Source organism: Serratia sp. HNCC26DJ244 (assembly GCF_057180565.1).
Genome location: NZ_JBXUGO010000029.1, coordinates 1 through 26,062 on the forward strand (window position 1 = coordinate 1; position 26,062 = coordinate 26,062).

Annotated in this window: 17 protein-coding genes and 1 pseudogene; 11 read left to right on the forward strand and 7 right to left on the reverse strand. The window is 50.8% G+C overall.

The window, feature by feature from the left end; all coding sequences use genetic code 11:
• Positions 1-283 precede the first annotated feature (283 nt).
• From rhtA to AC2A06_RS17285, 6 genes are all read left to right on the forward strand, one after another.
• Positions 284-1,174: a threonine/homoserine exporter RhtA gene (rhtA, locus tag AC2A06_RS17260; protein ID WP_484381094.1), complete on the forward strand. Its 891-nt coding sequence runs from the start codon at positions 284-286 to the stop codon at positions 1,172-1,174.
• 237 nt (positions 1,175-1,411) lie between these two features.
• Positions 1,412-1,879, forward strand: coding sequence for an N-acetylneuraminate anomerase (gene nanQ, locus AC2A06_RS17265; RefSeq protein ID WP_023490037.1), 468 nt, complete (start codon positions 1,412-1,414; stop codon positions 1,877-1,879).
• Between the two features lie 402 nt (positions 1,880-2,281).
• Positions 2,282-3,025, forward strand: coding sequence for a glutamine ABC transporter substrate-binding protein GlnH (gene glnH / locus AC2A06_RS17270; RefSeq protein ID WP_484381095.1), 744 nt, complete (start codon positions 2,282-2,284; stop codon positions 3,023-3,025).
• Positions 3,026-3,186: 161 nt separating this feature from the next.
• Positions 3,187-3,846 carry a glutamine ABC transporter permease GlnP gene (gene glnP / locus AC2A06_RS17275; protein ID WP_484381096.1) on the forward strand — a complete coding sequence of 220 codons (660 nt, stop codon included), beginning with the start codon at positions 3,187-3,189 and terminating at the stop codon, positions 3,844-3,846.
• Positions 3,843-4,565: a glutamine ABC transporter ATP-binding protein GlnQ gene (gene glnQ / locus AC2A06_RS17280; protein WP_484381097.1), complete on the forward strand. Its 723-nt coding sequence runs from the start codon at positions 3,843-3,845 to the stop codon at positions 4,563-4,565. The genes glnP and glnQ overlap by 4 nt, the downstream gene beginning before the upstream one ends.
• A gap of 249 nt (positions 4,566-4,814) precedes the next feature.
• The gene (locus tag AC2A06_RS17285) at positions 4,815-5,453 is read left to right on the forward strand and encodes a flavin reductase family protein (RefSeq protein ID WP_484381098.1); all 639 of its coding nucleotides are present in this window, start codon (positions 4,815-4,817) and stop codon (positions 5,451-5,453) included.
• Positions 5,454-5,606: 153 nt separating this feature from the next.
• On the opposite strand, the gene AC2A06_RS17290 is transcribed toward AC2A06_RS17285, so the two are convergent.
• Positions 5,607-6,239 carry an FMN-binding negative transcriptional regulator gene (locus tag AC2A06_RS17290; RefSeq protein ID WP_484381099.1) on the reverse strand — a complete coding sequence of 211 codons (633 nt, stop codon included), beginning with the start codon at positions 6,237-6,239 and terminating at the stop codon, positions 5,607-5,609.
• Between the two features lie 166 nt (positions 6,240-6,405).
• Between AC2A06_RS17290 and AC2A06_RS17295 the strand changes: the two genes are divergently transcribed.
• The 4 genes from AC2A06_RS17295 (at position 6,406) to AC2A06_RS17310 (ending at position 13,539) form a co-directional block, all read left to right on the forward strand.
• Positions 6,406-6,948, forward strand: coding sequence for a LemA family protein (locus tag AC2A06_RS17295; RefSeq protein WP_023492706.1), 543 nt, complete (start codon positions 6,406-6,408; stop codon positions 6,946-6,948).
• Positions 6,949-6,950: 2 nt separating this feature from the next.
• A complete protein-coding gene (locus AC2A06_RS17300; protein ID WP_484381100.1) occupies positions 6,951-9,032 on the forward strand; it encodes a DUF2207 domain-containing protein in 2,082 nt (693 codons plus the stop codon).
• Between the two features lie 173 nt (positions 9,033-9,205).
• Positions 9,206-11,338 (forward strand): DUF2207 domain-containing protein, encoded by a 2,133-nt coding sequence (locus AC2A06_RS17305; RefSeq protein ID WP_484381101.1) that lies wholly within the window; start codon positions 9,206-9,208, stop codon positions 11,336-11,338.
• 176 nt (positions 11,339-11,514) lie between these two features.
• Entirely contained in the window at positions 11,515-13,539 is a 2,025-nt protein-coding gene (locus AC2A06_RS17310) for a DUF2207 domain-containing protein (protein WP_484381102.1), read from the forward strand.
• A gap of 21 nt (positions 13,540-13,560) precedes the next feature.
• Here the strand turns inward: AC2A06_RS17310 and dinG are convergent, their stop codons facing one another.
• The 6 genes from dinG to AC2A06_RS17340 all read right to left on the reverse strand — a co-directional run bounded on the left by dinG (position 13,561) and on the right by AC2A06_RS17340 (position 25,330).
• Positions 13,561-15,759 (reverse strand): ATP-dependent DNA helicase DinG, encoded by a 2,199-nt coding sequence (gene dinG / locus AC2A06_RS17315; RefSeq protein WP_484381103.1) that lies wholly within the window; start codon positions 15,757-15,759, stop codon positions 13,561-13,563.
• A gap of 99 nt (positions 15,760-15,858) precedes the next feature.
• Positions 15,859-16,662, reverse strand: a complete 804-nt coding sequence (locus AC2A06_RS17320) for a YfaP family protein (RefSeq protein WP_484381104.1) — start codon at positions 16,660-16,662, stop codon at positions 15,859-15,861.
• A 54-nt stretch (positions 16,663-16,716) separates the two neighbouring features.
• Positions 16,717-18,357 carry a DUF2300 domain-containing protein gene (locus tag AC2A06_RS17325; protein WP_484381105.1) on the reverse strand — a complete coding sequence of 547 codons (1,641 nt, stop codon included), beginning with the start codon at positions 18,355-18,357 and terminating at the stop codon, positions 16,717-16,719.
• On the reverse strand, positions 18,358-22,992 hold the full coding sequence (locus AC2A06_RS17330) for an MG2 domain-containing protein (RefSeq protein ID WP_484381106.1): 4,635 nt from the start codon (positions 22,990-22,992) through the stop codon (positions 18,358-18,360).
• The gene (locus tag AC2A06_RS17335; protein ID WP_473198028.1) at positions 22,926-23,561 is read right to left on the reverse strand and encodes a DUF1175 domain-containing protein; all 636 of its coding nucleotides are present in this window, start codon (positions 23,559-23,561) and stop codon (positions 22,926-22,928) included. The genes AC2A06_RS17330 and AC2A06_RS17335 overlap by 67 nt, the downstream gene beginning before the upstream one ends.
• An 11-nt stretch (positions 23,562-23,572) precedes the next feature.
• On the reverse strand, positions 23,573-25,330 hold the full coding sequence (locus AC2A06_RS17340; RefSeq protein WP_484381107.1) for a DUF2138 domain-containing protein: 1,758 nt from the start codon (positions 25,328-25,330) through the stop codon (positions 23,573-23,575).
• Between the two features lie 221 nt (positions 25,331-25,551).
• Here AC2A06_RS17340 and AC2A06_RS17345 point away from each other — a divergent pair.
• Positions 25,552-25,695: pseudogene (locus tag AC2A06_RS17345) on the forward strand (IS110 family transposase); the annotation flags it as partial.
• Positions 25,696-26,062 lie beyond the last annotated feature (367 nt).

The following is a 26,062-nucleotide window of genomic DNA, read 5'->3' on the forward strand; positions in this document are numbered from 1 at the left end:
TTAACTAATACAACTAAAGAGCGGTTTATCTTGTGGTGTAATGTTGAGATCCCATTGTTTTTAGCAGAGAAAACCGCACTGGGTGTGATGTTGTGAGGTTCGTAAAATTGGGTCGGGTTAGCGCCCAAGCAATTTGAAGTAACAAGGGTATAGATTATTTGCCAGTTCATTCGGATTTCCTGCAGATAGCAACCCATTTGCATACATTACCGATTGCTTTACACTGGGCAACTGTCGTCGTTGTTTTTACCCCCGAACGCCAAGAAGCAAAAGGTCAAAAAGGATGTCTTCACCTGCTGTCACCGCCAAAGCCTCTTCCACCTTGATACCGGTGTGTTTACTGATTATCGCCATGATCTCAATTCAGAGTGGCGCTTCGCTAGCCAAAACGATTTTTCCACTGATTGGTGCTCAAGGTGTCACCACCCTGCGTTTAGGCATTGGTACCCTGATACTGTTTATTATTTTCCGCCCGTGGCGCATGAAGTTTGACGCGGGTAGCCGGTTGCCGCTGTTGATTTATGGCTTGTCACTGGGGGGGATGAATTACCTGTTTTACCTTTCGTTACGTACCGTACCCTTGGGTATTGCGGTCGCTCTGGAGTTTACCGGGCCATTGGCGGTGGCGATGTTCTCTTCCCGCCGCCCGATTGATTTTGTCTGGGTGCTGTTGGCAATTGCCGGGCTGTGGTTTTTGCTCCCTCTCGGCCATAACATGGGTCAAATTGATCTTCTGGGTGCCCTTTGTGCGCTGGGGGCTGGTGGCTGCTGGGCCATTTATATTCTCTCCGGCCAGAAAGCCGGCGGAGACCACGGGCCAGGCACGGTAGCGGTTGGCTCATTAATCGCCGCGTTGGTGTTTTGCCCACTGGGTGCCTGGCAAACCGGCAGCGCACTGCTGAATGTCGATGTGCTCCCCGTGGCCTTGGGGGTGGCCATTCTCTCTACCGCGCTGCCTTACTCGTTAGAGATTATCGCGCTACCTCAAATCCCGGCACGAACCTTTGGTACCTTGATGAGCCTGGAACCTGCCTTGGCCGCCCTTTCGGGGATGATTTTCCTTAATGAACTTCTTACCCCAATACAATGGCTGGCAATGGCTGCCATTATGGTGGCATCGATGGGTGCCACATTGACCATCAAGCCGAAACCGACGATAGAGAGTCTCTCGTAGCGCTCTTCAAGTCGCAAGGTAATGCGATGGGCGCTGCGGCTTGAATAAACTTGGATATATCCCCTTCGCCAATCAAACTGCTGCGGTGTTGGCTACACTTGTTCGCCCCGGTCACATAGTTATCTATGCTCCCGGGGACTTACTCGTTTGCCGCCTAGCTGCAACTTGATTGCACTTGGGTATATACTCTTTACTGTTTTTGAATCACTATTTCATTTTTCATTATGGAGAATCAGGATGATATACGGCAGTTTAAGCAATCACCATTTCGAGCAAGCACTCTCACCAGTCCTGGTTTCGATTATCGAGAAAGTGCGTCAGTACGATTTTGCCAATTTGTCTTTGGGTCGCCATGACATTGATGGCGATAACGTGTTTATGAATGTGATGGAACTGACCACCAAGCCAGCAGAAAGTAACCGTGCGGAAATCCACCACAAGTATCTCGACATCCAGATCCTGATCAGTGGCGAGGAGCGGTTTGATTTTGGCCTACCTGGCTGTTGGGATAACAGCGACCCTTATAATGAAAGTAAAGACCTGCAAATGCTGGATATCGCGCGCGGCCAGCAAACACTGAACCTGACTCCAGGTATGTTCATCATCTTTTTCCCACAGGAAGCGCACAAACCGGGTTGCCAAGTGGCCGAAGCTCAAAGCATCAAAAAAGCGGTGGTTAAAGTTCGCTACGATTTACTGGATTAAACAGACCCGATTTCATTCAAGTTGCGCTCACTGGGCAACTTGAATGAATACCCCCTTTCCTATCCCATCTCTTGCCAACCAACCTCACCATTTTGCACCAAATAGCCACACGTTATAGATTAAAAATTGGATTTAGTTATCAAAAATAGATTTTAATGTTAATTAAAGGTTGTTTTTTTATCTATTTCTTGATTAATGGTAAGTCTATTGCACCACTACTGGGGTTTTGCACTATTTTGGTGCCCAATGATAAGGCGTCAGAATAGTAATTTTCACTCTGAATACAACATCACCGCATAACCCTTTGCTTTTTAAATGATTGCAACCTTGGCACGATTCTTCCATGGCACAATCTGCAATATAAAAAATGGGTCATCAACAACCTATCAAGGAACTCCTGTTATGAAGTCTATTTTTAAAGTTTCGTTAGCTGCACTTTCTCTCGCCTTCGCCGTTAGCGCCAACGCCGCCGATAAACTGGTGGTCGCCACCGATACCGCTTTCGTACCGTTCGAATTCAAACAAGGTGACCAATACGTTGGTTTCGATATTGACTTATGGGCGGCGATCGCCAAAGAACTGAAGCTGGATTACACCCTGAAACCTATGGATTTCAGTGGCATTATTCCTGCACTGCAAACCAAGAATATCGACCTGGCGCTGGCCGGTATCACCATTACCGATGAACGCAAAAAAGCGATTGATTTCTCTGACGGCTATTACAAAAGTGGCCTGTTGGTGATGGTTAACGCTGACAATGACAGTGTGAAAAGCATTAGTGATCTGGATGGCAAAGTCGTCGCAGTGAAAAGCGGCACCGGTTCAGTCGATTACGCCAAGCAACACATCAAAACCAAAGACCTGCGCCAATTCCCTAACATCGATAATGCTTATATGGAATTAGGTACCCAGCGTGCTGACGCCGTACTGCACGACACGCCAAATATCCTCTACTTTATTAAAACCGCCGGTGCTGGCAAGTTCAAAACCGTTGGCGAATCACTGGAAGCGCAACAGTATGGTATTGCCTTTCCAAAAGGGAGTGATGAGTTGCGGGGCAAAGTGAACGCTGCGCTGAAAACGCTGCATGAAAACGGCACCTATAACGAAATTTATAAAAAATGGTTTGGTAGCGAACCTAAATAATTGATGAAAAGCTGATTCAAGCTGCGGTTGGTCAAGGCAGATCCCAGTATCTGCCCTGACCTTATCTATACCGCTGCAGCTTGAATAATGGCTAACTATGGGACATCTGTTCCCACCCTGCTTTATCTGCCCCCCTTATTTGGGGCCCCGGGAGAAATACCATGCAGTTCGACTGGAGTGCCATCTGGCCCGCCATCCCTCTTTTATTAGAAGGCGCCAAAATGACCCTGTGGATATCCGTCCTCGGTCTGATTGGTGGCCTGTTTATCGGCCTGGTTGCCGGCTTCGCCCGTACCTACGGCGGCTGGATTGCCAACCATGTTGCGTTGGTTTTTATTGAAGTGATCCGTGGTACGCCCATTGTGGTGCAAGTGATGTTTATCTATTTCGCTTTGCCCATGGCCTTCAACAGTTTACGTATTGACCCTTTCAGTGCGGCAGTAGTGACCATCATGATTAACTCGGGCGCTTATATTGCCGAGATCACCCGTGGTGCAGTGCTATCTATCCACCAAGGCTTCCGCGAAGCGGGATTAGCGCTGGGGCTGTCACGCCGTGAAACCATCCGCTACGTAATTATGCCGCTGGCACTGCGCCGTATGTTGCCTCCATTGGGTAACCAGTGGATCATCAGTATTAAAGATACTTCGCTGTTTATTGTCATCGGTGTTGCCGAACTGACCCGTCAAGGTCAGGAGATTATTGCGGGTAACTTCCGTGCTCTGGAAATCTGGAGTGCGGTGGCGGTTATGTATCTGCTGATTACTCTGGCGCTGAGCTTTGTTCTGCGTCGTCTGGAAAGAAGGATGAAAATCCTGTGATTGAATTTAAAAATGTCTCCAAGCACTTTGGTCCCACCCAGGTGCTACACAATATCGACCTGAAAATTAACCAAGGTGAAGTGGTGGTGATTATCGGGCCTTCGGGTTCCGGCAAATCCACTTTGCTGCGTTGCATCAACAAACTGGAGGAGATCACCAGCGGCGATCTGATTGTTGACGGCCTGAAGGTGAATGACCCGAAAGTGGATGACCGCAAGATCCGTCAGGAAGCCGGGATGGTATTCCAGCAATTCTATCTGTTCCCCCATTTGACCGCCCTGGAAAATGTCGCCTTTGGCCCCATCCGGGTTCGTGGTTTAAAAAAGGTGGATGCTGAAAAGCTGGCACGGGAATTATTGGCCAAGGTCGGGCTGGCTGAACGTGCCCATCATTACCCTTCTGAACTCTCTGGTGGGCAGCAGCAGCGGGTAGCCATTGCCCGGGCATTGGCCGTCAAACCCAAGATGATGTTGTTTGATGAACCCACCTCGGCACTGGATCCTGAACTGCGTCATGAAGTGTTAAAGGTGATGCAGGACTTGGCGGAGGAAGGCATGACCATGGTGATCGTCACCCATGAGGTTGGCTTTGCCGAGAAAGTCGCCTCCCGTCTGATCTTTATCGACAAGGGCCGGATCGCTGAAGATGGCAACCCCCATGAGTTGATCAATGACCCACCAAGCCCGCGCTTGCGTGAGTTTTTGCAACACGTTTCCTGATTGATATCACCCCATCCGTTGCCGCTAGAAAAGATGTGCTAAGCGCATTTTCCTCTTCGGCAATGGATGGGTCACCATCCCTGTCGCCATTTTGGCTATATCCTTCATCCTTCATCCTTCATCCTTCATCCTTCATCCTTCATCCTTCATCCTTCAAGCAACACTAACAGCAAAAAAGCCAGCAAGCTGCTTGCAGTCAACAGTAAAACGGTCAAAATAAGGCATTATTCCTGCTTGATAAAAACAGTTATGCATAGCAAACCCTATTATTACTACGAACCTGCCTCCGGGCATGGTCTCGCACACGATCCGTTAAACGCCATTATCGGCCCACGGCCAATCGGCTGGATCTCATCACTCAGCGCTAACGGCCAGCGCAATCTGGCACCCTATAGCTTCTTCAACTGTTTTAATTATCATCCGCCGCTCATCGGCTTTGCCAGTGTCGGCTGGAAAGACAGTGTCGCCAACATTGTGGAGACCGGTGAATTTGTCTGGAACTTAGCCACTCGCCCGCTGGCAGAAGCCATGAACAATAGTTCAGCGTCATTACCCCGTGGGGAGGATGAATTTGCTTTTGCTGGGTTGACCGCCATCCCGGGGCAAAAGGTCAAGGCAGAACGGGTGGCAGAAAGCCCGGTAAACTTTGAGTGCCGGTTAACCCAGTGTATCCAGTTGCAAACCGCTAATAGGGAAAACCTGGAGACCTGGCTGGTGTTGGGGGAAGTGGTAGCCGTACATATTGCTAGCCACTTACTGGATGAACAGGGTCTCTACCAGACCGCAGCGGCACAGCCGATATTCCGGGCTGGTGGTCCTACCGCCTATTACGGGATCTCTGAACAACACCGGTTTGATCTGGTACGCCCTGATGCACGCAAATCGTAAAGCCATCGCTATACTCGTCGCCTATGAAGCTGCAGCGGTGTTGGCCACACTCGTTCACCCTAGTCACATAGTTATCTATGCTCCTAGGGCCTCACTCACTTGCCGCCTACCTGCAACTTCATTGAACTTGAGTATAAATAGCCCATAGCCGGTTTATCGACGCCGCCGCTCAATCTCCGCCGCCAACTGCTGTTGTGCGGCATCACCCGCACCGAGTGCGGCGACCACCCCATTGATATCAGCACTATTGCGGTTCTGGCTCATTTTCCATTTACCCTCACGCCGGGTAACGGTGATTTCAACTCCGACAATCGCTTTCATCATGGCTGAAAGATAATCCGCTGGCGCATCTTCAACCTGCCAGGGTTGCTGCTGCTTCGCTTCCTGTTGCGCGGTTAACGCAACCAGTTGTTGGTGCAGCCAGCCTGCCTGTTCTATCACCTTGGGGATGCCCCACATCTGCACCATCGCATAATTCCAGGTAGGAACCACTTTCCCTGTCTGGCGTTTGGTTTCATACCAACCTGGCGAGATATAGCCTTGTGCCCCCTGAAATACCACCAAGCATTCCTGCGCTGATTGCAGTAGTTGCCAATGGGGATTGGCGCGTGATAGATGCGCTCGCAGTATGACCTGCCCTTGATCATCACGATCAACCAGAAAGGGAACCGGGTCTGCCAGCAACCCAAGGGAACTCTGATTGATCAGCAAACCTAAAGGATTGGCGCGCACTAATGCCAATTGGCTGGCTAAGTCGTCTTCACGGAATGCGGCTGGTTGATACATAGGGTGTCAATTCCTTAACGTTGTAGAGGATACTTAGGATGAGTCCCAATTTACCTGATGGTGGCAGTGCAGTAATATAGCGCGTAACTAGCCAATTTACGCCCATCACTCCCTCACCTAAATGAGCTGAGTAGAGAAATTTATCTCGAATTACATAGGTTAAAAAATGGAAATTTATATAGGCCTGGCTGTTATTGCCGTTGTACTTCTCTGGGTAATCATCACCTATAACCGCTTTATCTCCCTACGCCGTTTCAAAGACGAAGCTTGGAGTGGCATTTCAGTACAACTGAAACGCCGTCATGACTTGGCCCCTAATCTGCTCAGTTTGGTGAAGCGTTATGCGCAGCACGAAAAAGAGTTACTGGAAGAGATTGCTCGTCAGCGTAGTAATCTCACTGGCAGCCCGAGTCAAATTGCCGAAGATGAGCGGCAGTATTCAGGGACTCTGGGGCGTATCTTCGCGCTGGCGGAAGCTTATCCGGAACTGAAAGCCAATGAGAACTTTCTCTCTCTGCAACAGACCCTGGCTGAAATAGAAGAGCAACTGCAGATGGCGCGCCGCTATTTCAACGGTACCGTGCGCGATTTAAATATCCTGGTAGAGTCCTTCCCCAGTTTGCTGTTGGCCCGTTTGTTCAATTTTAAAACCGAAGCGTTTTTCGAACTCGACAACCCTGAAGATGCTAGCGTACCTAGGATGGATTAAAAATGGCAAGGTTGCCTGGTAAGTTATTATATGCTGTCTGCCTATTATGGAGCTTGGCCATTGGCTCAGTGTTAGCCAGTGACGTTCTTATCTCGGTCCCGGATAGGCAAACGGATTACACCACCGCCATTCAGGCAGCGGATAGCGCTTCAGACTCTCAATCTGTCTATGAGCATATTCTTGCTTTTGATGCCCATGCTCGCTTAAACAGTGATGGCAGCATGGTGATGCGGGAAAATATTAAGGTGCAAGCCCTCGGGCAACAGATCCGTCGGGGGATTTTCCGTACCCTGCCATTACGCTGGGATCGGCAAGATGGCAAAATTTTCAGCGTTGACTATCAGATAATCCAGGTGTTGCGTAACGGCGTTCCCGAACCTTATAGCGTGGAAAAATCGGGCGAAACCCTCACAGTGCGGATTGGTAGCGCAGAGCAACTGCTGCAACCGGGGGTTTATGATTACGAGATCCAGTATCAGGTCAGTAACCATTTTAGCCGCTTCCCCGAGTGGGATGAACTTTACTGGAACGTCACCGGTAATGACTGGGACTACCCCATCGATAGCGCTAGCTTCCACCTGGAATTACCCGAAGCCCGTTATTATCTGGATAATAGAAAGCGCGATGGCCGTCTACGCACCATTGATATCTATACCGGTGCGTTTGGGGAAAAACAGCATAATGCCCGCATCCTGCCTGATGGCAGTGTGGTCACCTCGCAACCGCTGGCACAAGGTGAAGGGCTGACTGTCGCTTATACCTGGCCCCGCACTATTCTTGCCAATGCGCCGGACCCACAAGCCAGCTCCCCTGTCGCACACTTGCTGTTACCCACCGTAAAAACCTCTGCGCTCTGGATACCGGTGTTGTTACTTATCGGTTACTGCCTGTTTTGGTGGCGCAAAAATGTGACCGTTCCCGGGTTAAAAATGCCAGCGGTCGTGCCGCTGTTTGAGTTACCCACGGCGTTATCCCCGGGCTATTTACGCTATATCGCGCAACGTAGTTATGATGATATTGCGTTCAGTAGTGATCTGCTCAACCTGGTTGCCAAACGTGGCATTGCTCTTAGCCAAAAAGAGGGGAAATCTTCAGGTTGGGGATTTTTTAAACGGTTGGCAAAACCAGAGCAATGGCTATCGCTGTTACCTAATGCTGGCAATACGCAGTTAAATAGCAACGATAAGCAATTGTTGAACACCCTGTTTGCTGGTGACCGCAAAAATATTAATCTCAGTGTGGCCTACCAACGCCCGATGCAGAATGCCCGTATCTGGCTAGAAGAGTGCTGTACAAAACAGGAACCACAGCTTTTCACTCGGTTAGGGAAAGCGGTACGGCGGGCTGTCTATATTCTATTGCTGATCCCTCTCATATGCGGTTTGTTGTTCAACCCTGGCGTCGCCATAGTGACCGCTTTCGCCTTATTAATTCTACTGTTGGGGTTAACCCTGCTTTCTCTGCCACTGATGATGTTGTTCAGGCCAAGCTCAGTAATCAGCGATAACAAAGGTCGCATCCTGTTTTTTATCTTCTTTACGATCTTCGGGCTAGGCGTTATTTCCTTCAGTGCTGGCATGATGTTCTTCGTGCTGGATGCCACCCAATACCCTGCGGGTTATATTGGCGCGCTGTTGGCGTCCATTCTGCTCTGTCTGATCTTTCTCTGGTGTATCCCTCGTTATACACAGCAGGGGTTGAATGACTTGGCGATAGCCAAAGGACTCAAACTCTACCTGGGTGCGGCAGAGAAATACCGTTATCAATCTCTTTATCCACCGGATCAATTGGTGTCGCATTTTGAAAGACTGTTACCTGTGGCCTTGGCCCTCGGCGTGGGTAAAACCTGGGCCAATACCTTTGCCCAGTATCTGATCGCGACCGGCGCTATGTCCGAGGTGTTTACCCCTACGGATTGGGATAACCTGCATAGGTTCAACCGAGATTGCAGTTCATCCTCCAAAGCGACACCCAGCCCTAGCAGTGGCTCGAGATCATCAAGATCCAGCTCTAGTGGCTCCGGCTCTTCGGGGAGGGGTTCTTCCGGTGGCGGCTCGGGCGGTGGCGGCGGCGGTGGCTGGTAATTGGCATTCCGCTCAGACGTTAACTGATTAAAATAATTGGGTGATATCGCCAAGTTGCAGACAGTAAACCATTTAAATAGCGCTGCAACTTGGATTATTTTGACGAGATGCCGCTTTAAAACTGCGGCTTTTCTCAAGCTTGAAGACACGCAGTTAAACAGGATGGATAACGAATGTCAGCATGGTTTAGTCAGTTATTATATGGTCTCTGCCTGTTATGCAGCTTGACCATTGGGCCTGCTTTAGCCGCTGATGTTAATATTTTGGCTCCACACAGCTCAATTCAGATACCCGAATACGCATCTGAGTCTAATTCGAGCTATGAACATATTCTCTCTTTTGACGCCCGTGCTCGTTTCAATCCCGATGGCAGCATGGTGATGCAGGAGAATATTAAGCTACAAGCCCTCAGGCAACAGATCCATCGGGGGATTTTCCGTACTCTGCCATTACGCTGGAACCGGCAAGATGGCCAACTGTTCAACGTTGACTATAAGATAATCCAGGTGTTACGTAACGGCTTTCCCGAGCCCTATAGCCTGGATAGAACCAATGAAACGCTCACAATACGCATGGGTAGCGCAGATCGACTGTTGCAACCCGGTGTCTATAACTATGAGATCCAGTATCAGGTCAATAACCATTTTAGCCGTTTCCCCGATTGGGATGAACTTTACTGGAATGTCACCGGTAACGGCTGGGCCTACCCCATAGATAGCGCCAGCTTCCAGCTGGAATTACCTGAAGCCCGTTATTATCTGGATAATAAAGGCCGGGATAGCCGTCTACGCACCATTGATGTCTATACCGGTACCAAAGGGGAAAAACAGCATAATGCCCACATCCTGGCAGACGGTAGTGTGGTTACCTCGCAACAACTGGCGCAAGGTGAAGGGTTGACTGTCGCTTATACCTGGCCCGGTTCTATTCTGGCCACTGCACCAACCCCACAAGCCAGTTTACCTTTAGCACACTTGTTTTTGCCTACGCTAAAAACCGCAGTGCTATGGATACCCGCGTTATTACTGCTCGGTTACTGCCTGTTTTGGTGGCGTAAAAACGTGTCCGCTCCCGGGTTAAAAATGCCAGTGGTCGTGCCGCTGTTTGAGTTACCTGCAACACTATCACCCGGTTATCTGCGTTATATAACTAAGCGTGCCTATGATGATATTGCGTTCAGTAGTGATCTGCTCAACCTGGTTGCCAAACGAGGTATCGCTCTTACCCAAAAAGGGGACCCATCCGCCGCAAGTGAGGCTTTAAAAACCAGTTCAAATAACGAGCAATGGTTGTCCCGTTTACCCGAGGAAGGCAATAAGCAGTTAGATAATAACGATAAGTTGTTACTGAAGATGCTATTTCCAGGCAAGAATAAAAATCTTAATCTCAGTGTGGCCTATCAGCGCCCAATGCAGAATGCCCGTCTCTGGCTAAAAGAGCGCAGCGAAAAACAAAAACCGCAACTTTTCAATCCAGTCGGTAAATCGGTACGACGCGCTATCTACATCCTATTACTGAACCCGGTTATTTGCGGGGTGTTTTTCGACCCGGGTATCGCAATGAAAAGCACGTTCTCCCTATTATTTCTACTGTTGGGGCTAGCGGTGCTTTCTGTGGCGCTGAAGATGTTGTTCAGGCTCGGCACAATAATCAGCGACCCAAAAGGTAGCATCCCTGTTTTTATTCTTGTTCTTCTTGTTCTTCTTTTTATCATTTGTATGATCGTCGGGCTGAGTCTGACCTTCACCAGTGGTAGCGCGATGCTCGAGATGCTATCTCTCAGCCAATTCCCTGCGGGTTACATTGGCGCTCTATTGGTGTCCAGCATTCTGTGTGCGAGCTTTTACTGGTTTATCCCTCGTTACAGCCAAAAAGGGTTGAATGACCTAGCAATAGCCAAAGGGTTAAAACTCTACCTGAGTGCGGCAGAAAAATACCGTTATCAATCCCTTTACCCACCGGATCAGTTGGTGTCTCACTTTGAAAGGCTGCTACCGGTAGCCCTGGCGTTAGACGTCGGTAAAACCTGGGCTAATACTTTTGCCCAGTATCTGATCGCTACAGGAGCCATGTCCACCCTGTTTGACCCGACGAATTTGCATAGCCTGCACCATTTCAGCCAGAGCTGCAGTTCATGCTCCAGCCCAACACCCGGCACCAGCAATAGTTCAGATTCATCAGGTTCGAATTCATCAAGTTCAAACTATAGTGGTTCAGGCTCTTCGGATGGGGGTTCGTCCGGTGATGGAGCAGGTGGTGGTGGCGGCGGTGGTGATAGTGGCGGCGGTGATGGTGGCGGTGACTAATCATACCCGTGACGGCAATACGTTAAATGATTAAAATAATTGGGGAATGTTCCCAAGTTGCGGGCAATAACAGCTTTGAATTGCGCTGCAACCTGAATGTTTTTGATGAAATCACTTTTAAGACTACAGCTCTTTTCAAGCTTGCAGATACGCGGCTAAACAGGATGGATTGAAAAATGGCAGGATGGTTTAATCAGTTATTATGTGGTACCTGCCTATTATGGAGCTTGACCATTGGGCCCGCTTTAGCCACTGATGCGGCTGTTTTAGTTCCACGCAGCTCAATTCAGTCACCCGAGAATGCGTCTAAGTCTAATTCGGGCTATGAACATATTCTCTCTTTTGATGCCCATGCTCGCTTCAACAGTGATGGCAGTATGGTGATGCAGGAGAAGATTAAGGTGCGAGCCTTAGGGCAACAAATCCGTCGGGGGATCTTCCGTACCCTGCCATTACGCTGGGACCGGCAAGATGGCAAAATTTTCAGCGTGGATTATCAGATAATCCAGGTGTTACGTAACGGCGTCCCCGAACCTTATAACTTGGAACAAACGGGCAAAACCCTCACAGTACGGATTGGTAGCGCGGAGCAACTGCTGCAACCGGGGGTGTATAATTATGAGATCCAGTATCAGGTCAGTAACCATTTTAGCCGCTTCCCCGAGTGGGATGAACTTTACTGGAATGTCACCGGCAACGACTGGGCTTATCCTATCGACCGCGCCAGCTTCCATCTGCAATTACCCGATGCCAGCCACTATCTGGATAATAAAGGGCGGGATAGCCGTCTACGCACCATTGATATCTATACCGGTGCCAGAGGGGAAAAACAGCATAATGCTCAAATCCTGGCAGACGGTAGTGTGGTTACCTCGCAACCACTGGCACAAGGTGAAGGGCTGACGGTTGCTTATACCTGGCCCGGTTCTATTCTGGCCACGGCGCCAGCACCACAAGCCAGTTTACCTTTAGCGCACTTGTTGTTACCCACCGTAAAAACCTCTGCGCTATGGATACCGGTGTTGTTACTTATCGGTTACTGCCTATTTTGGTGGCGCAAAAATGTGACCATTCCCGGGTTAAAAATGCCAGCGGTAGTGCCACTGTTTGAGTTACCTGCAACGCTATCACCAGGTTATCTGCGTTATATAACTAAGCGTGCCTATGATGATATTGCGTTCAGTAGTGACCTGCTCAATCTAGTTGCCAAACGTGGTATCGCTATTACCCAAAAAGGGGATCAATCCGCCGCAAGGAAGGCTTTTAAGAACAGTTCGAAAAACGATCTATGGTTATCGTGTTTACCCGAAGAGGGCAATACGCAGTTAGATGAAAACGATAAGCTGTTACTGAAGATGCTGTATCCAGGCAAGCGTAAAAATCTTAATCTCAGTGTGGCCGAGCAGAGCCCGATGCAGAATGCCCGTAGTTTACTGCAGGAACGCTGTGAAGAGTGGCAAGAAAACTTGTTCAATCGCTGGGGTAAACCCGTAAGGCGCAGTATCTACATCATGCTGCTGATACCGGCGATTTGTGCGGCATGGTTTACCCCTTTGGTGGCGATAGTTACCCTCTTTGCCTTATTTTTTCTATTGTCTGGTTTAGCACTATTCGCTTTGTTCCGTGGTTTGTTACTCAGTAGTGGAAAAGTAGGCATTCTCATTCCGATCTTTTTTTCCTCTACTGGCCTGTTGGCTATCTTTGCCAGCGGAATTTTTATGTTTGCTATGGTGCCATTAGCGCAATTCCCCGCTGGCTATATGGGGCCGCTGTTGGTGTCCTGCATCCTGTGTCTGCTTTTTTTCTGGCGTATCCCTCGTTATACCCAGAATGGGTTGAATGATCTGGCGATAGCCAAGGGGTTAAAACTCTACCTGAGTGGGGCAGAAAAATACCGTTATCAATCACTTTACCGCCAAGATCAGATGGTGTCCCATTTTGAAAGGTTGCTACCTGTAGCCCTGGCGCTCGGGGTAGGTAAAACCTGGGCCAATACTTTTGCCCAGTATCTGACCTCTACGGGTGCCATCTCCGAGGTATTTGACCCGACGAATTGGCATAACCTGAGCCATTTCAGCCAATCCTGCAGTTCATCCTCGAGTTCAACATCCAGTAGTCGTTCTGGCTCATCAGGTTCTGGCTCTTCAGGTAGGGGGTCTTCCGGTGGCGGCTCGGGCGGTGGTGGTGGTGGTGGCTGGTAACAGCTGTTATGTCATTACAACTTAACGGCGGCGGCGAGCAAACGGGTTTTTACGCTTACTCTCTTTCTTCGCCGCTGCCGCAGCAGACTTCAGTGCTGCCTGATGCGCTTTATCCGCCGGTGGCACTTCACGCTGTTCGATGGGGAATACCGGGAGTGCCGCTAACAGTCGTGGACCGTAGTTTTTGGTCAGCAAACGGCGATCATAAATCACAATTTCTCCATGGCACTGATTACTGCGGATCAAGCGCCCCACCTGTTGGATCAGGTTAAACGAGGCACTAGGCAGGCTTTGTACTTCAAACGGGTAACGGTTAAGTGACTTCAACCACTCCCCTTCGGTGAGGATCACCGGGCTGTCGATAGGTGGAAAAGCGATTTTATGAATATGCACCTGGGTCAGCAGTTCCCCCTTTAGATCCAGCCCTTCAGCAAATGACTGTAACCCGACCAATACGCTGGCGGTGCCTTGCGCTACCCGCTTACGGTGTTCCTCCACCAATCGGTAACGCGGTTGATCCCCCTGAACCAACAACATCAGGCGCAGGTCAGTGACATAGCTGAGGAATGTCTGCATCGCACGGTGGCTGCTGAACAGGATCAGCATCCCTTTGTGTTTCCCACTGGCCTGCTCACCACGGAAAAACCGCGCCATCTCTTCCAGATGCTCCGCTTCATTGGCGATTGCCGGTTCAAAACGCATGGTGGGAATAACAATTTTGCCCTGCTCAATATGATTGAAAGGCGATGTCAGCAGTTCAAAACGATCCCCAGCGGCTTCGCTCAAGCCACTCATCTCCTGTAGGCGCGAAAAGCTATTGAGTGAACGCAATGTGGCGGAGGTAACCACCACATGAGGTACCTTGCGCCACAGTAACTTTTCCAGTTGGTCACTGACGCGGATCCCCACGCAGTGCAGATACAGATGTGTGACATTATCTCGCAATTCACGGGTCACCCATTTAGAGATCGGCGCATTGGACGATTTCTCCATCGCCGCCAAGCGCCACAATTTACTCATCGCTTCCAGATAACCGTGGGTACGGCTCATTTGAATAATGGCTCGATGCAACCGCACAATATCGTGCTTACCGGTCTGTTCGGTGAGGTCGTTAAGCATAAACTCTGCTAACCCACACAATCCATCGGTCAATTTAAATAGGCGTGCACAAAGCTCCACCAGCGGTGCGGGGAGTTGCCCCATCTCAAAACGATACTCGGCATTGCTGCTGTCTGGCGGCAGAAACGCACTGACCTGATGCTCAACGTTCTGAATCAGTTCGCGCAACTCTTCACAGTGATTCTTCAAGCGCTCGCTATTGGCTAATCCTGGTGGGTTCTTGGGTTGGTATTGGGCAATGCACTGTTCCACCTGGCGCATTATCATATCCAACTGCGAGTTATTCCACAGTGCGGTGATTTCGCCATCAATTTCCAGTGCATCCCGCGCCACCTCTGGTAAGTGGTGGCCTTCATCCAACACCAGCAGCAACTCTTTAGCCGGGGGTAATACTGACTCGGTTTCCAGCGCAGCCATCACCAACGCATGGTTAGCCACCACGACATCCGCAGTTTCAATCTCTTTACGGGCAATATAGAACGGGCATTCTCGAATGTAGTAACAATTACGCCCCAGGCAGTTGGCCTTATCGGTATTCAGCTTAGCCCACAGCAGATCATCTATAGATTGTTGATAATGGTCACGCAGACCATCCCACTCATGACGACTCAGGGCTTGCGACAATTTCTGGCATAAGGCCAGTTCTTCCCCATTGGAAGGAGCCCGTTCATCGTCATCCAGGTACAGCATCAGATCGCCCTGTTGGGCCACATCGGTGCTCATGGCGGCCAGATTGCGCGGGCAAACATAGCGCCCACGGCCAAATGCCCCAGTAAATTTCAGGTCGGGAATGATCTTTTTCAGTAAGGGGAGGTCTTTACTGTATATCTGATCTTGCAGGGCCACATTCGCGGTGCTGACCACCAGCGGTTTGCTTTGTGCTCGGCCAATGGCGATGCCAGGGATCAGGTAGGAGAGGGTTTTCCCCACCCCAGTCGGCGCTTCAATAGCCAAGTGACGCGGATAATCACCTGCCAGCGTTTTAGCGACTTCAGCAATCATCTGCCGTTGAGGTGCACGGGAAATAAAATCCGGTATTTGCTGCTGCAGGGCTTTGTACCACTGGCTAATCTGATCTTTAATTGCGGAGGTGAGCGCCATTCAACACTTATCTAAACAAAATGATGGCGCTATTGTCCCATATAACACCCATGGCGTCAGCCTGAGTTGATACCCGTCGCCAGAACTATCTGGTCAGTTCTAACCCCCACTGCCATAACTGAATTTTTTCACCAATGTCAGTTCGCCCGGATTACGCATTGGCACAATCACCGTTTCCTGTTTCTCATTGGTGGTGCCCTCTTCTGTCACTATGGTGATCTGCGCGGTGGTCAGTATTTGGTCACCCGCACCACCATAATAGTTGACATAGACCAGATACTGGCCGCTTTGTGGCGTGGGTGAAGAGAAGATTTCTGGGCCGTAGCCGGTGGTGACATCAACATCCAATGCACCACCATTGGTTAAATCGCGACCACCATACCAGGCATGCCCCCCATCAGGCGTCACCACATGAAGGTCAAGGTCGGTATTATCGCTATCCCATGAGAGTACCACCCGCAAACGCGCCGGGATCGCGCCATGCTCTCTTTGTGCATAGAATTGCGTGCGGTGGCTGGCGGTTCGGTCGGGGCTGCGCAGTTCAACACCATTACTGCCCTGCGGAAAGATATAGGGGCGACTAAAGCTGCCATCATCCTGAATTTTTATCGGCATACTGATGCCATTGACGATCAAACGCCCCGGTGGGGTTGTCGTGTTACTGGCCGGTTTAGGGAAATCTTTAATCTGCCCTTTAATCAGCGCTTGTGACGATTGCGTCACCGGTGAGTTGACCGATGACGCGGGATAATTAACCTGTTGTGAGAAATCCGCCCCCTCACCAGAAGTGCTATGCCATCCCGCCAGTGGGCTATCAATTTCAACACGCTGCTGGGCCACCACTGCCGTCGCGGTGACCATTAATAATAACGTGCCTGCCTGGCACAACCGATGAATCATCATAGTGATATCCTGAAAAACATATAAACCATTAAGCAAACCCTAGCGACCATTGCCCTATTCCAGTAACAGATGCCGAGCCAACTGCTCTACAAACTCTTCACTCTGCCCATTAGGGTGTGCCGCAAAGGCCAAATGTAAGTATTCATGAGCCAAATCCAACCGATCTTGCAACGAGTAAAGATCACGAACATAGATACGGCCATACATGCGATCAACATGGGGCTTGCCAGAAACTAGCCGACAGACGGTGAACTGTGTCAACGGTGTGTAACCCGGCTGGCTATCAAGCGCCTCGCGCCAGCGTTTCTGTTGCGTTGCCAACCAGGCTTCGGCTTGCGGCATCGGTTGACAGGCTACTTCCGGTTTATCCCAACGCGCCAGATTGGCGCGTGGGTAGGCGTGAGCCAAAATGGCATCATAACGCATCCCCTGCTGGGCCTGAGCCACCGCCTGTTGCCACGACAAACGGTTCTTACCCGGTTGATCGAGATGATAAGTGACCGGTGCTCCCACCAGTATCAAATCGTTGCTCCAGCCGACCACGTCACGCATTGCTGCGGTGGCCGGTTGTGGCGCAACACGCTGGCTGGCACTGCTGTCACTGATGGCCAGGCACTCTCCGCTACGGCTGGCGTTTTGCAGCAGGTAACTGCGGATCACTACCGCCAACGCTTTTGCCGCCTCAACCGGTTGCGCCGCTGCCTCACGCTGCAGCACCCTGGCGACATACTCCTCCCGCTCCAGGTGGGCCAGTAAGGTCAATTTCCCCTGTTCTGTATGTAGGTAAAGTTCCCCCTGGCTCTCAATAGCGAGGCGATTACCATTACTAAATTCAACCTGATAGCGCCCTTGCAACCTGCCAGGTGCCACCGCAGCTTGCTCACCACTTCTGCGTATCGCCGCTATGGGATAACGCTCAAACATGTTGACTTCAACACAACCTTGCGAGTCTATCGGTTGTGCCTGCGGCAAAACATTATTCAGCACCGTGGCGTAATTTTTCAGCACCGTCTTACTGGTACCCGGAGCTTGCGCCCATACTGGGGTACCATCGATCAACCAGCCAGCAAATCCCCCCTGGCGCAGTTGTGGATCATGCTCATCCCGCCAGCTCCAGGTTTTTATCCGTAAGCGGCTTCCCAAAGCACCAATCAGTGGATCCTCCTGATTGAGGAGGACATCCAACAACAGATTGCGTGCCTGCTGCTGAGCCGGCAAGGTGGCTAAAACCTGTAATAATTCAACCACCGTGACCCGAGTGTCGGGCTGCAACTGGGCCAAATCCTGTAACCAGGCCGGGCTATGTTGTGTTTGCCAATAATTCGCCCATTTTTGCGCATCAAGTTGCAAACGCTGAGGCGCAAAATAGAGACTGCAGGACCGCACTAACGCCTGGTCGCGGGTCACTTTTTTGCCTAGGTCACAGCAATAAATCTCTTCCTGCGGCTGGCTACCGTCACAGCGGTAATCTGGCTCATGTTGCTGGGTATCCACCAGATACGCATAGACAAAAAGCTTCCAGATACTCCCCAGTGGTGTGGTGACTGTGGTAGATAGCGGCTGCCGGGCAAGCTGCTGTTGCTGGTTAAGGATCAGCAGTTGCCCCTGCTGATCCTGCTGCAATGCCAGTTGCAACCGGGGCTCAGCCCCGAGCGCAACAAACGGCAACAGTAGCAACCAGCACCAGCGCCACATCTATTCCACCGTCACTTTCTTCAGACCACGGCTGTTTTCCAACGCCGCATCCTGTGGGGCATACATGCGCGAATAACGTATTGGCGGCAGCAAGAACTCCCCTTTCTGCGAGAAACGCACCAGATGCCGATAAACCTTGCTCTCCACCAACTCATCTACTGGCACCATATAGGAAAGCTGCCCCATCTCATTGCGGGCCTTTTCCAGCGGTATGCCGTTATTACCCGCCAACCCGGAGACGCTGATGCCCCAAGTGGTTCGCTCAACATCTGCTCCTGGCGGTAATGGCACCTCAAGCTGCATATAATGTTGTGGCGTGTCACTTTTGTTGGTCAGTGTCACTTCATCCAAATAGAGCAGGTCGCTGGAAAGAGGTTCATTCGGGGTTACAGGCAGCGCACTGAACTCAAAGGCTTTATCCCCAGGGACCAATTTTAATAAACGATGGCTGATGCTAACTGGCAGCGGTTGTTTGGCCATATCAGCCCCCGTGGCATTAACGGGCAGGCTAAAGTTAACCGATACCTCTATGGGTTGAGATAATTCAGCAGGTAGCTCAAGGGTCGACACTGGCTGCTTGCCATGCCATTGCCAATAGCGCTCACCCAGGGTGCCTTGTAATTTAGCCCATCCTTCTCCGGGGTTAAATTCCACCGGTGGTAAGGTATTCCCCAGTGAATTATAGAGCCAGGTCAACGCCAAGGCGCGCTCCGGGCCCGCTTGTGATGGCAGCAATTGCGGCAGTAACCAAGCGACTTGCGCCGCATCCGCCCCACTGGTCCGCCAAATTGCCGCATAAGCAAACGGGTGCTGGCTCTGAGCGATAAATTGCTGGCTTTGCTTTAATGCCTGCAACTCCCACTCCTGCAACCGATATCCAGGTGTTTGCTGTAACAGCGAATAGGTCAGCACCCGTGCCACCGCTAACCCCAGTTTTGAATTCGGGGCAGACATAATCAGGCTGTCATCTTCTGTCAGCGCACTGCCCTCAGTCGGTTGAGTATTCGGCAGTGAATCTGCTAACCCTTGCAGCAGGCTGGTGACTGGCAAATGCATCTCCTGGGCAAATGACAGTACCAAGGCACGATGTAGCGCAGGCATCTGATCTGCCTGTTCAGCATAGATATCCAGCAATCGTTGCCAATGGTCTACTGGCAACGCCACCCCCAGCGCCTGGCTGGCATACCAATCCGCATAATAGGCATAAGCCGTCAGGAAGGCATCCGGGTCGCCCTCGCCCCCCCACCAAGTGAATTTGGCTCCAGGCCCCGCCAGTTGCATCAGGCGTTGGCGGTTATTCTGCATAATCTGCCGCATGGTATCGGCTAACTGAGCATTGTCCTTAGCCAAGGTGTTGTAAGCCACGCTCAAAGGTAACAACCGGCTGGCGGTATTGATGACGCCACCAAAGGGTTCATTAAGCAGAGAGTCCAGGCTACTGCGGAACAGTGCTGGGGCATCACCATTGAGGCGTAAGCGAATATCATAAGCCACTGCCGGCAGGTTGAGGTTATTGCTGCCAGCATGCAAGCGGATATCCCGCTGTTGCGGTACTGACCAGTTATCCGCCACGACGTTCAAGTCAACGCTCAAGGTATCCAATACCCGACCATTTTTGACTACCTCAGAGATCCAAGGGCCAGAATGTAGTGCATCTATCGGTTGGCTGACGTAGTTGGCCCCTTCATGCAACGTGACGGTCTGAGTCAGTTGTTGATCACCGTAACGGGTGCGCAACTCCACCGTGGTCGGCTCTTTGCTCTGGCTAAAGATAAATAACCCGGGCTCTGGACGATCCCCTTGGCGGAATTGTGTGGCGCCACTCCATTTCAGATACAGCGGTTTTTCTGAACGGGTAAAGGCCTGTTTCTGCCCCACCTGCCCTTGCTGATTCTGTGCGCGCACGGTAATGCGCCAACGCGTCAGTGAGTCTGGCATCCGGAAGCTGAAAGAAGCCTTACCGTTGGCATCCGTGACGATATCGGGCTGCCAAGCGGCGGTGTCCACATCCTCACGCCGTGGCCGCTCCAACACTTTCACACTGCGATCACTACGGTTAGCGCGCCCTGGGGCGGTTACTGAACCAGACAGTGCCAGATCATAAGCAATAAAGGACAGACTGGCGCTGGTACGCACATTGTTACGCCGCGGGTGATAGAAGAACTGGTCAATCGTTGGGGCAATCTCTGGCTGCAAGGCATAGATCATCTCATCCACCACGCTGACGGTCAGATGCGCAGGCACTGGCTTCCCGTCAAAGCGGGTATCGAGCATCACCTGCACCTGATCCCCCGGCTGATAAACCGCTTTATCGGTCTTGATACCAATATCAATGCTGGGCATCGCTACCTTGATACCGGCATTCTGGAAACTGTATTGCCCACCTTTACTGTACAGCACGGAAAAAGTGAGATTAGGGGCAAAGTTTTTCTGCACCGCAATGCGCGCCAGATATTGGGTCTCATTCAGGCGTTCTAATTTTATCCAATCCGCTCCCTTAGAAAGCAGAGCGGTCTTCTCCACCTGATCACGCTCCAGGGTCAGCAAGGCCTGTTCCACCGGCTCCGGGAAGGTAATTAATGCCTGAGCCACTTCCCCAATCTGGTATTGGCCTTTGTCCATCACGATGTCGACACTGCCTGGCACCGCTTTCTCACCCGGGCCACTGACGGTATGGCTGGTCGCCCCGAGGATCATGCCCTGAGCACTGCGCAAGGTGACGGTATAAGTACCCGGTTTCTGGAACGTGATGGCAAACGGCTGCCCCACCGCCGATAACGGTGCCGAGGTCAGTTGACGATCCTCTAAACGGAGCCATTCATAACTAGCTGCCGTTGACTCACCGCCTTGGATATTGCGATAACTGAAGGTGACTTCATCGCCAACCTGGCTAAAACGCTTAGGCGTAGTGACTTCATAACGTGATGCCCCGCGTTCCACCAAGATCTCGCGGGTGGTCTTCACCCGGAAGGCGGCACCATCGCTGGCAAAAATGGTTAATAGATAGCGGCTCGGTTTATCTACCGCAGGCAGCTCTAATCTGGCATGGCCTTTATCATCAGTGGTCAGTTGTGCCGTTTTAAGCTCAACCGGGAATTTACCCTGATACTGCAGGTCGTTACTCACCATCGACAGTTGTTGGCTATACAGGCTGAGATCAAGACGCGCGTTAACCACCGGTTTGCCGTCCGGGTAGAGCAGCACGATGTCACCCACCACCGGCTCATTGGTGCGGAAATCATTCTTCTCCATCGCCAAGGAGATTTCAAAATGCGGCTTCTGGTAACTGGCGACACGGAATGAGCTGCTGTAGATCTGGTTGTTATAGGCAGAGCGAATTTCATATCCCCCTGCTACTGCATTTTCCGGCAACTGAAAACGTGCCTGCGCCCCAGACTGGCTATCAATCGACAGGTTTAAGGTCTGCAATGGCGAACCATTGGCATCCACTACCGTCAAGGTCATGGGGGCCGATTTGATGGCAACAGAGTCCAACGCGTTCTTAAACTCACGCCCTAATAGTTTGACCTCAACCCAATCCCCCGGCCGGTAGAGTGGCCGGTCAGTAAAGGCGTAGAGTTTGGTGTCATAGATTTCGCTGTCGTAATAGAAGTTTTCAGAAACAAATACCCCGCCTTCACTATCTTGCCCCAGCAAATAAGAGCGTTCTGGCGAGATATGGCTCAATTTCAGCAGGCCATTACTATCTGTTTCGCCACTGGTCAGAATACCGACCCCATCGGTCCACAGAATCTGGCTCCCTCCCGCTGCCTGGCCGTTCTGCCGGTTGGCCGTCCACACCAGCAAGTCATTACCCGAAATTTTGCTCACCGCCACGGTATTGGCAACAAAAACCACCGTGGTGGCGCGATAACTGCCAATCAACGCCTCCACCAGATACAACCCTGGCTGTAACTTGCCCAATGGGATATAAACATTGCCGGGTCGCGGCTCAACAAAACCGCTAGATGAACCCTCCATACTCACCTGCTCCGGTGGCTGGATCGGCTTGGCATCCCACAGTGGATAACGGAACTGGCTAATTAGTGGGAAATTTTTCAGTGGCGCAAATTGCGGCTGAACCGTGAACCGAGAGGGCGCAGTCAAAACATTGCCCACTTTCAGTTCTGGTAAGGCGGTGGTCACTTCCTGGCGGGCATCATAGGAAAAGACACGTTGCATCACACGACGGGATTTGCCATACCAGTTATCCCAAAGATAGGTCAAGGTGTTGGAAAGCCCTTCCCCCTGATATTGGCCTTCCAGCACGATGCGATGCAGATTCTTCTGTTTCTTTAAAAACTCCATCGGCCGTTCGATGCGGTATAAGCGGATATCCACCCCGCCATACTGCTCGGCCTCAAACCGCCGGTAGTCACGGCCAGGGGCCTCCAGACGCACAGTGGCCATTTCATTACTGGCAAAGGTACTGTCAGAAAGCAGAAAAAAGGATTGCTTGGGAATCGAATAGTTACTGTCTGGCAGGCTTTCTTCAGCCTGTAGCTGGCTGAACGGGAGTAACAGCGCCACCCCCAACAAATATTGCCGACATTGGCGTCGCAGCTTATTCATCGTGACAGAAAACCCAGGCGATAAATGCCAATAAAGTTGGGGTTCGATTCGTCGGGTATCCATCGGGTATCCTTCCATTTCATCAATTGTTGCATACTCACTGAACGCATCCCGTTGTCGGTTGGGGTGGTCGTGCCAGTGTGATAGGCGATATAACGCCCCATCCAGATCATAAGATGCTGTTCATCACCCTGATCAAAAAACAATAAATCGCCAGCTTGGGCCTGGTTGATATTGCGACCCACCAGTTGGCTATTAAATTGAATCAGCTTGATGGCGTCCACATAAGGGCCCTGCTTGCCGCCACCTTGTTGCCAGCGCTGAGCAAATTGACGCTGCTGCGGGCTAATCACTAATTCGGGTGGTAGATAGCGGTTAGATACCCCATTGGCACGCAACCATTTACTGTCATGAACTTTCAGGGCTTCATTGGCAGCAAAACGCACTAAGCCTGCACAATCTTGTTGATACCAACGGGCACTTGGCCCCCGGTCCAACTGCTCTTGCGCAATACGCAAAAACCAGGCGCGAAATACCGCTGATTGTTGCGGATCAAGAGGGGGCACTGTCACTTCTGCCTGCCCCCGCCCAACCAGCAACAGCAGCAGAACAGCCAGTAACCCGGTACGGATCCCGGCTATTGTCATAGCCCCTGCCATTTCAGTGGCAACCACTGCCAGTCTTCTTTTACTTCGATATTCGCGGGCAAGACCAACGCATAGGGCTGTTGGCCCGCTAAAGCAGTCAACTTGGGCAGTAACAGTGTTTGCGCCGCATTATAGAAGATCGGCTCCTGGTTTTTAGGCAAGCTGGCGAACGCTTCCTGCTTAAATAGCCCAGACAAGGCATCCGGTGCCATATAAAGCGGAACTATCGCGTCTGCAGGCAACACATCCGCGATGGGGGGAAAGTTCTTATCCAGCGTTTTTAATGCTTTATCAACCAACTTATCATCCAGAGAAAACAGTACCGTTTGACCATGACGTGCCAGACTGACCCGGAAGAAATTGCTACCCAGCAGACGTTGTGGGGCCGAAGAGTCACTGACTGGGTATTGACCATAGCGCGAGCTCACTTCCCGTTGCCAGACGGTCCCTTGCGGGATAGCACGAGAAACCATCTCTACCGGCTCACGCTCTTTGGCTCTGATGGTGGTGTCAAACAGCACCCCAAGCTTGCCATCTATCTCGGCACCTGCGCTGTTCTCCAGACTGCTGACAACCAGTGGGGTATAGAGATGGGAGTCAGGATACCAGCACAAGCCGCTGTTACCACTGATAGCCAAAGGTTGAGTGTCCGTTTTGCTAACAACCTCGGTTTGCTCGCTGATAGCCGCTACCCGTTGCAGCAGGTATTCCGGCACACTTTGCGAAACCGGCAACGCCAGACAGAAACTGGCCCCCATGGGCATACTTTTCCACACTGGCCTGAAATCAAAAGAGGCATTTTCCGCTGTTGATGAACCATTCAGGGCAATGTAGCTGGCCCAGCCCTGGGGTTGCATCTCAAAACGCACACCGGCAAAAGCTGGAACAAAGCGCTGATAGCCAAAACCGAGATAATTGGCACTGACTGAAATTCGATGAGGGATCTTATCCGCTGCTGTCGACTTCTCATCCCCACTGCCATCACGCGCTTTCAAACCAAAGCTCTGCGACCAAAGCGGCGTTCCACTCAGCAATGCGCTGGCGGTCTGGGTGGAATCTTGCGAAGGGGATTGCTGGTCATACAGCATGGCAATATCGGAAAACAGCAGCAGGTTATCGCCATGGCTGGCAAAAAACAGAGGTTTGCTACCATGATACTGCAATTGATAAACCGAGATGGTGTCATTGCCTATTTTAAACGGAGCGAAATCCATGCGCTCAAGTTGCGTATCATCCGCAGCCACCTTGGCTAAGGGCTCCAGCAGGCGCGCCAAACCACTTAACTTAAACACCGCCATATAGTGATCCAGCCTGCCACGTTGGTCATGCCAGAGAGCAATATTGGCTGGTTGGTCAAGTAGCATTTCCAACAGGTTGTCACGTAGTGTCAACTCATGTTCAAAAATAATGCGCCGCAGACTACCGGTAATACCCAGGCGATCAGCATTATTCTGGTAGTAGAACACCAAATCTTCCGTCAGAGTATTGCGCAAAAACGGGATAGCCAGCAGATCTTTCGGCAACTGACTCAGGGATTGGCTTTCGATTAATACATCAGGATGGGCTAGATCGATCTGCAGATCATTATGCCAGACCAATTCTTTAGGCGGGGTAATTTGATGAGGCGCGATTAAAAAATGATGAATACCCCATGCAGCAGCAGAAATTACCACAATAACGCCCACTGCCAAAAATCCGTATTTACTGCGGCGCGGTTTCACCACCGGAGTCACCTTATTGTTATCAATAGTCATTATGGCTGTTCCACACCAGGTATAAACAATTCCCTTGAAAAATAACGCATTCTAGATAGCTGCGCCTAATCGTGCTACAGATGGGTATGATATAGGTTAACTGACCGCCCCGCGCATAAATAATGAGATGGACGCTCCAACTTTTACGGCATCAAAGTGCCAAAATGTGAGCGTAAGAACTCAAAAGGAGCAGCGTCCAAACGGAAGTATCTACTCTTGGTATCGACTTGGCAAAAAATGTTTTCCAGCTTCATGGCGTTGATCACAATGGCAATACGCTCCTTAAGAAAAAACTGACTCGATAAAAATTCGTGCCTTGCGTTATGCAGTTGGAACCTTGCCTTATCGCGATACAGGCCTGTGCGCGCGGTGGCGGACACTCCAATACGTTGAGCGAGCTTAAGTACTTCTTCACGAAAGGCGGGCGTGTGTTGTTTACGGGGCTTGTTTTTCGTTGTTGATGTTTTAGTCATGAGTCATCTCTGGGTTAAGAGTTTGCTCACTTAGTGCCGTGTCCACTATTGCTGGGTAAGATCAGCTATACAAAAAAGCCCACAGTGTTTCCACTGTGGGCTCCCTATTTATTGGTTAGACAATAATTTAGTTATTGCTTAGACAATAATTTGGTTATTTTGCAACAACGTTTCCAGATCAGTATGGACATTAGCCAACGTAATGGCACTGGTAAAGACGTTCGCATTGCCTGAACCATCGCGATCAATACTGATCACC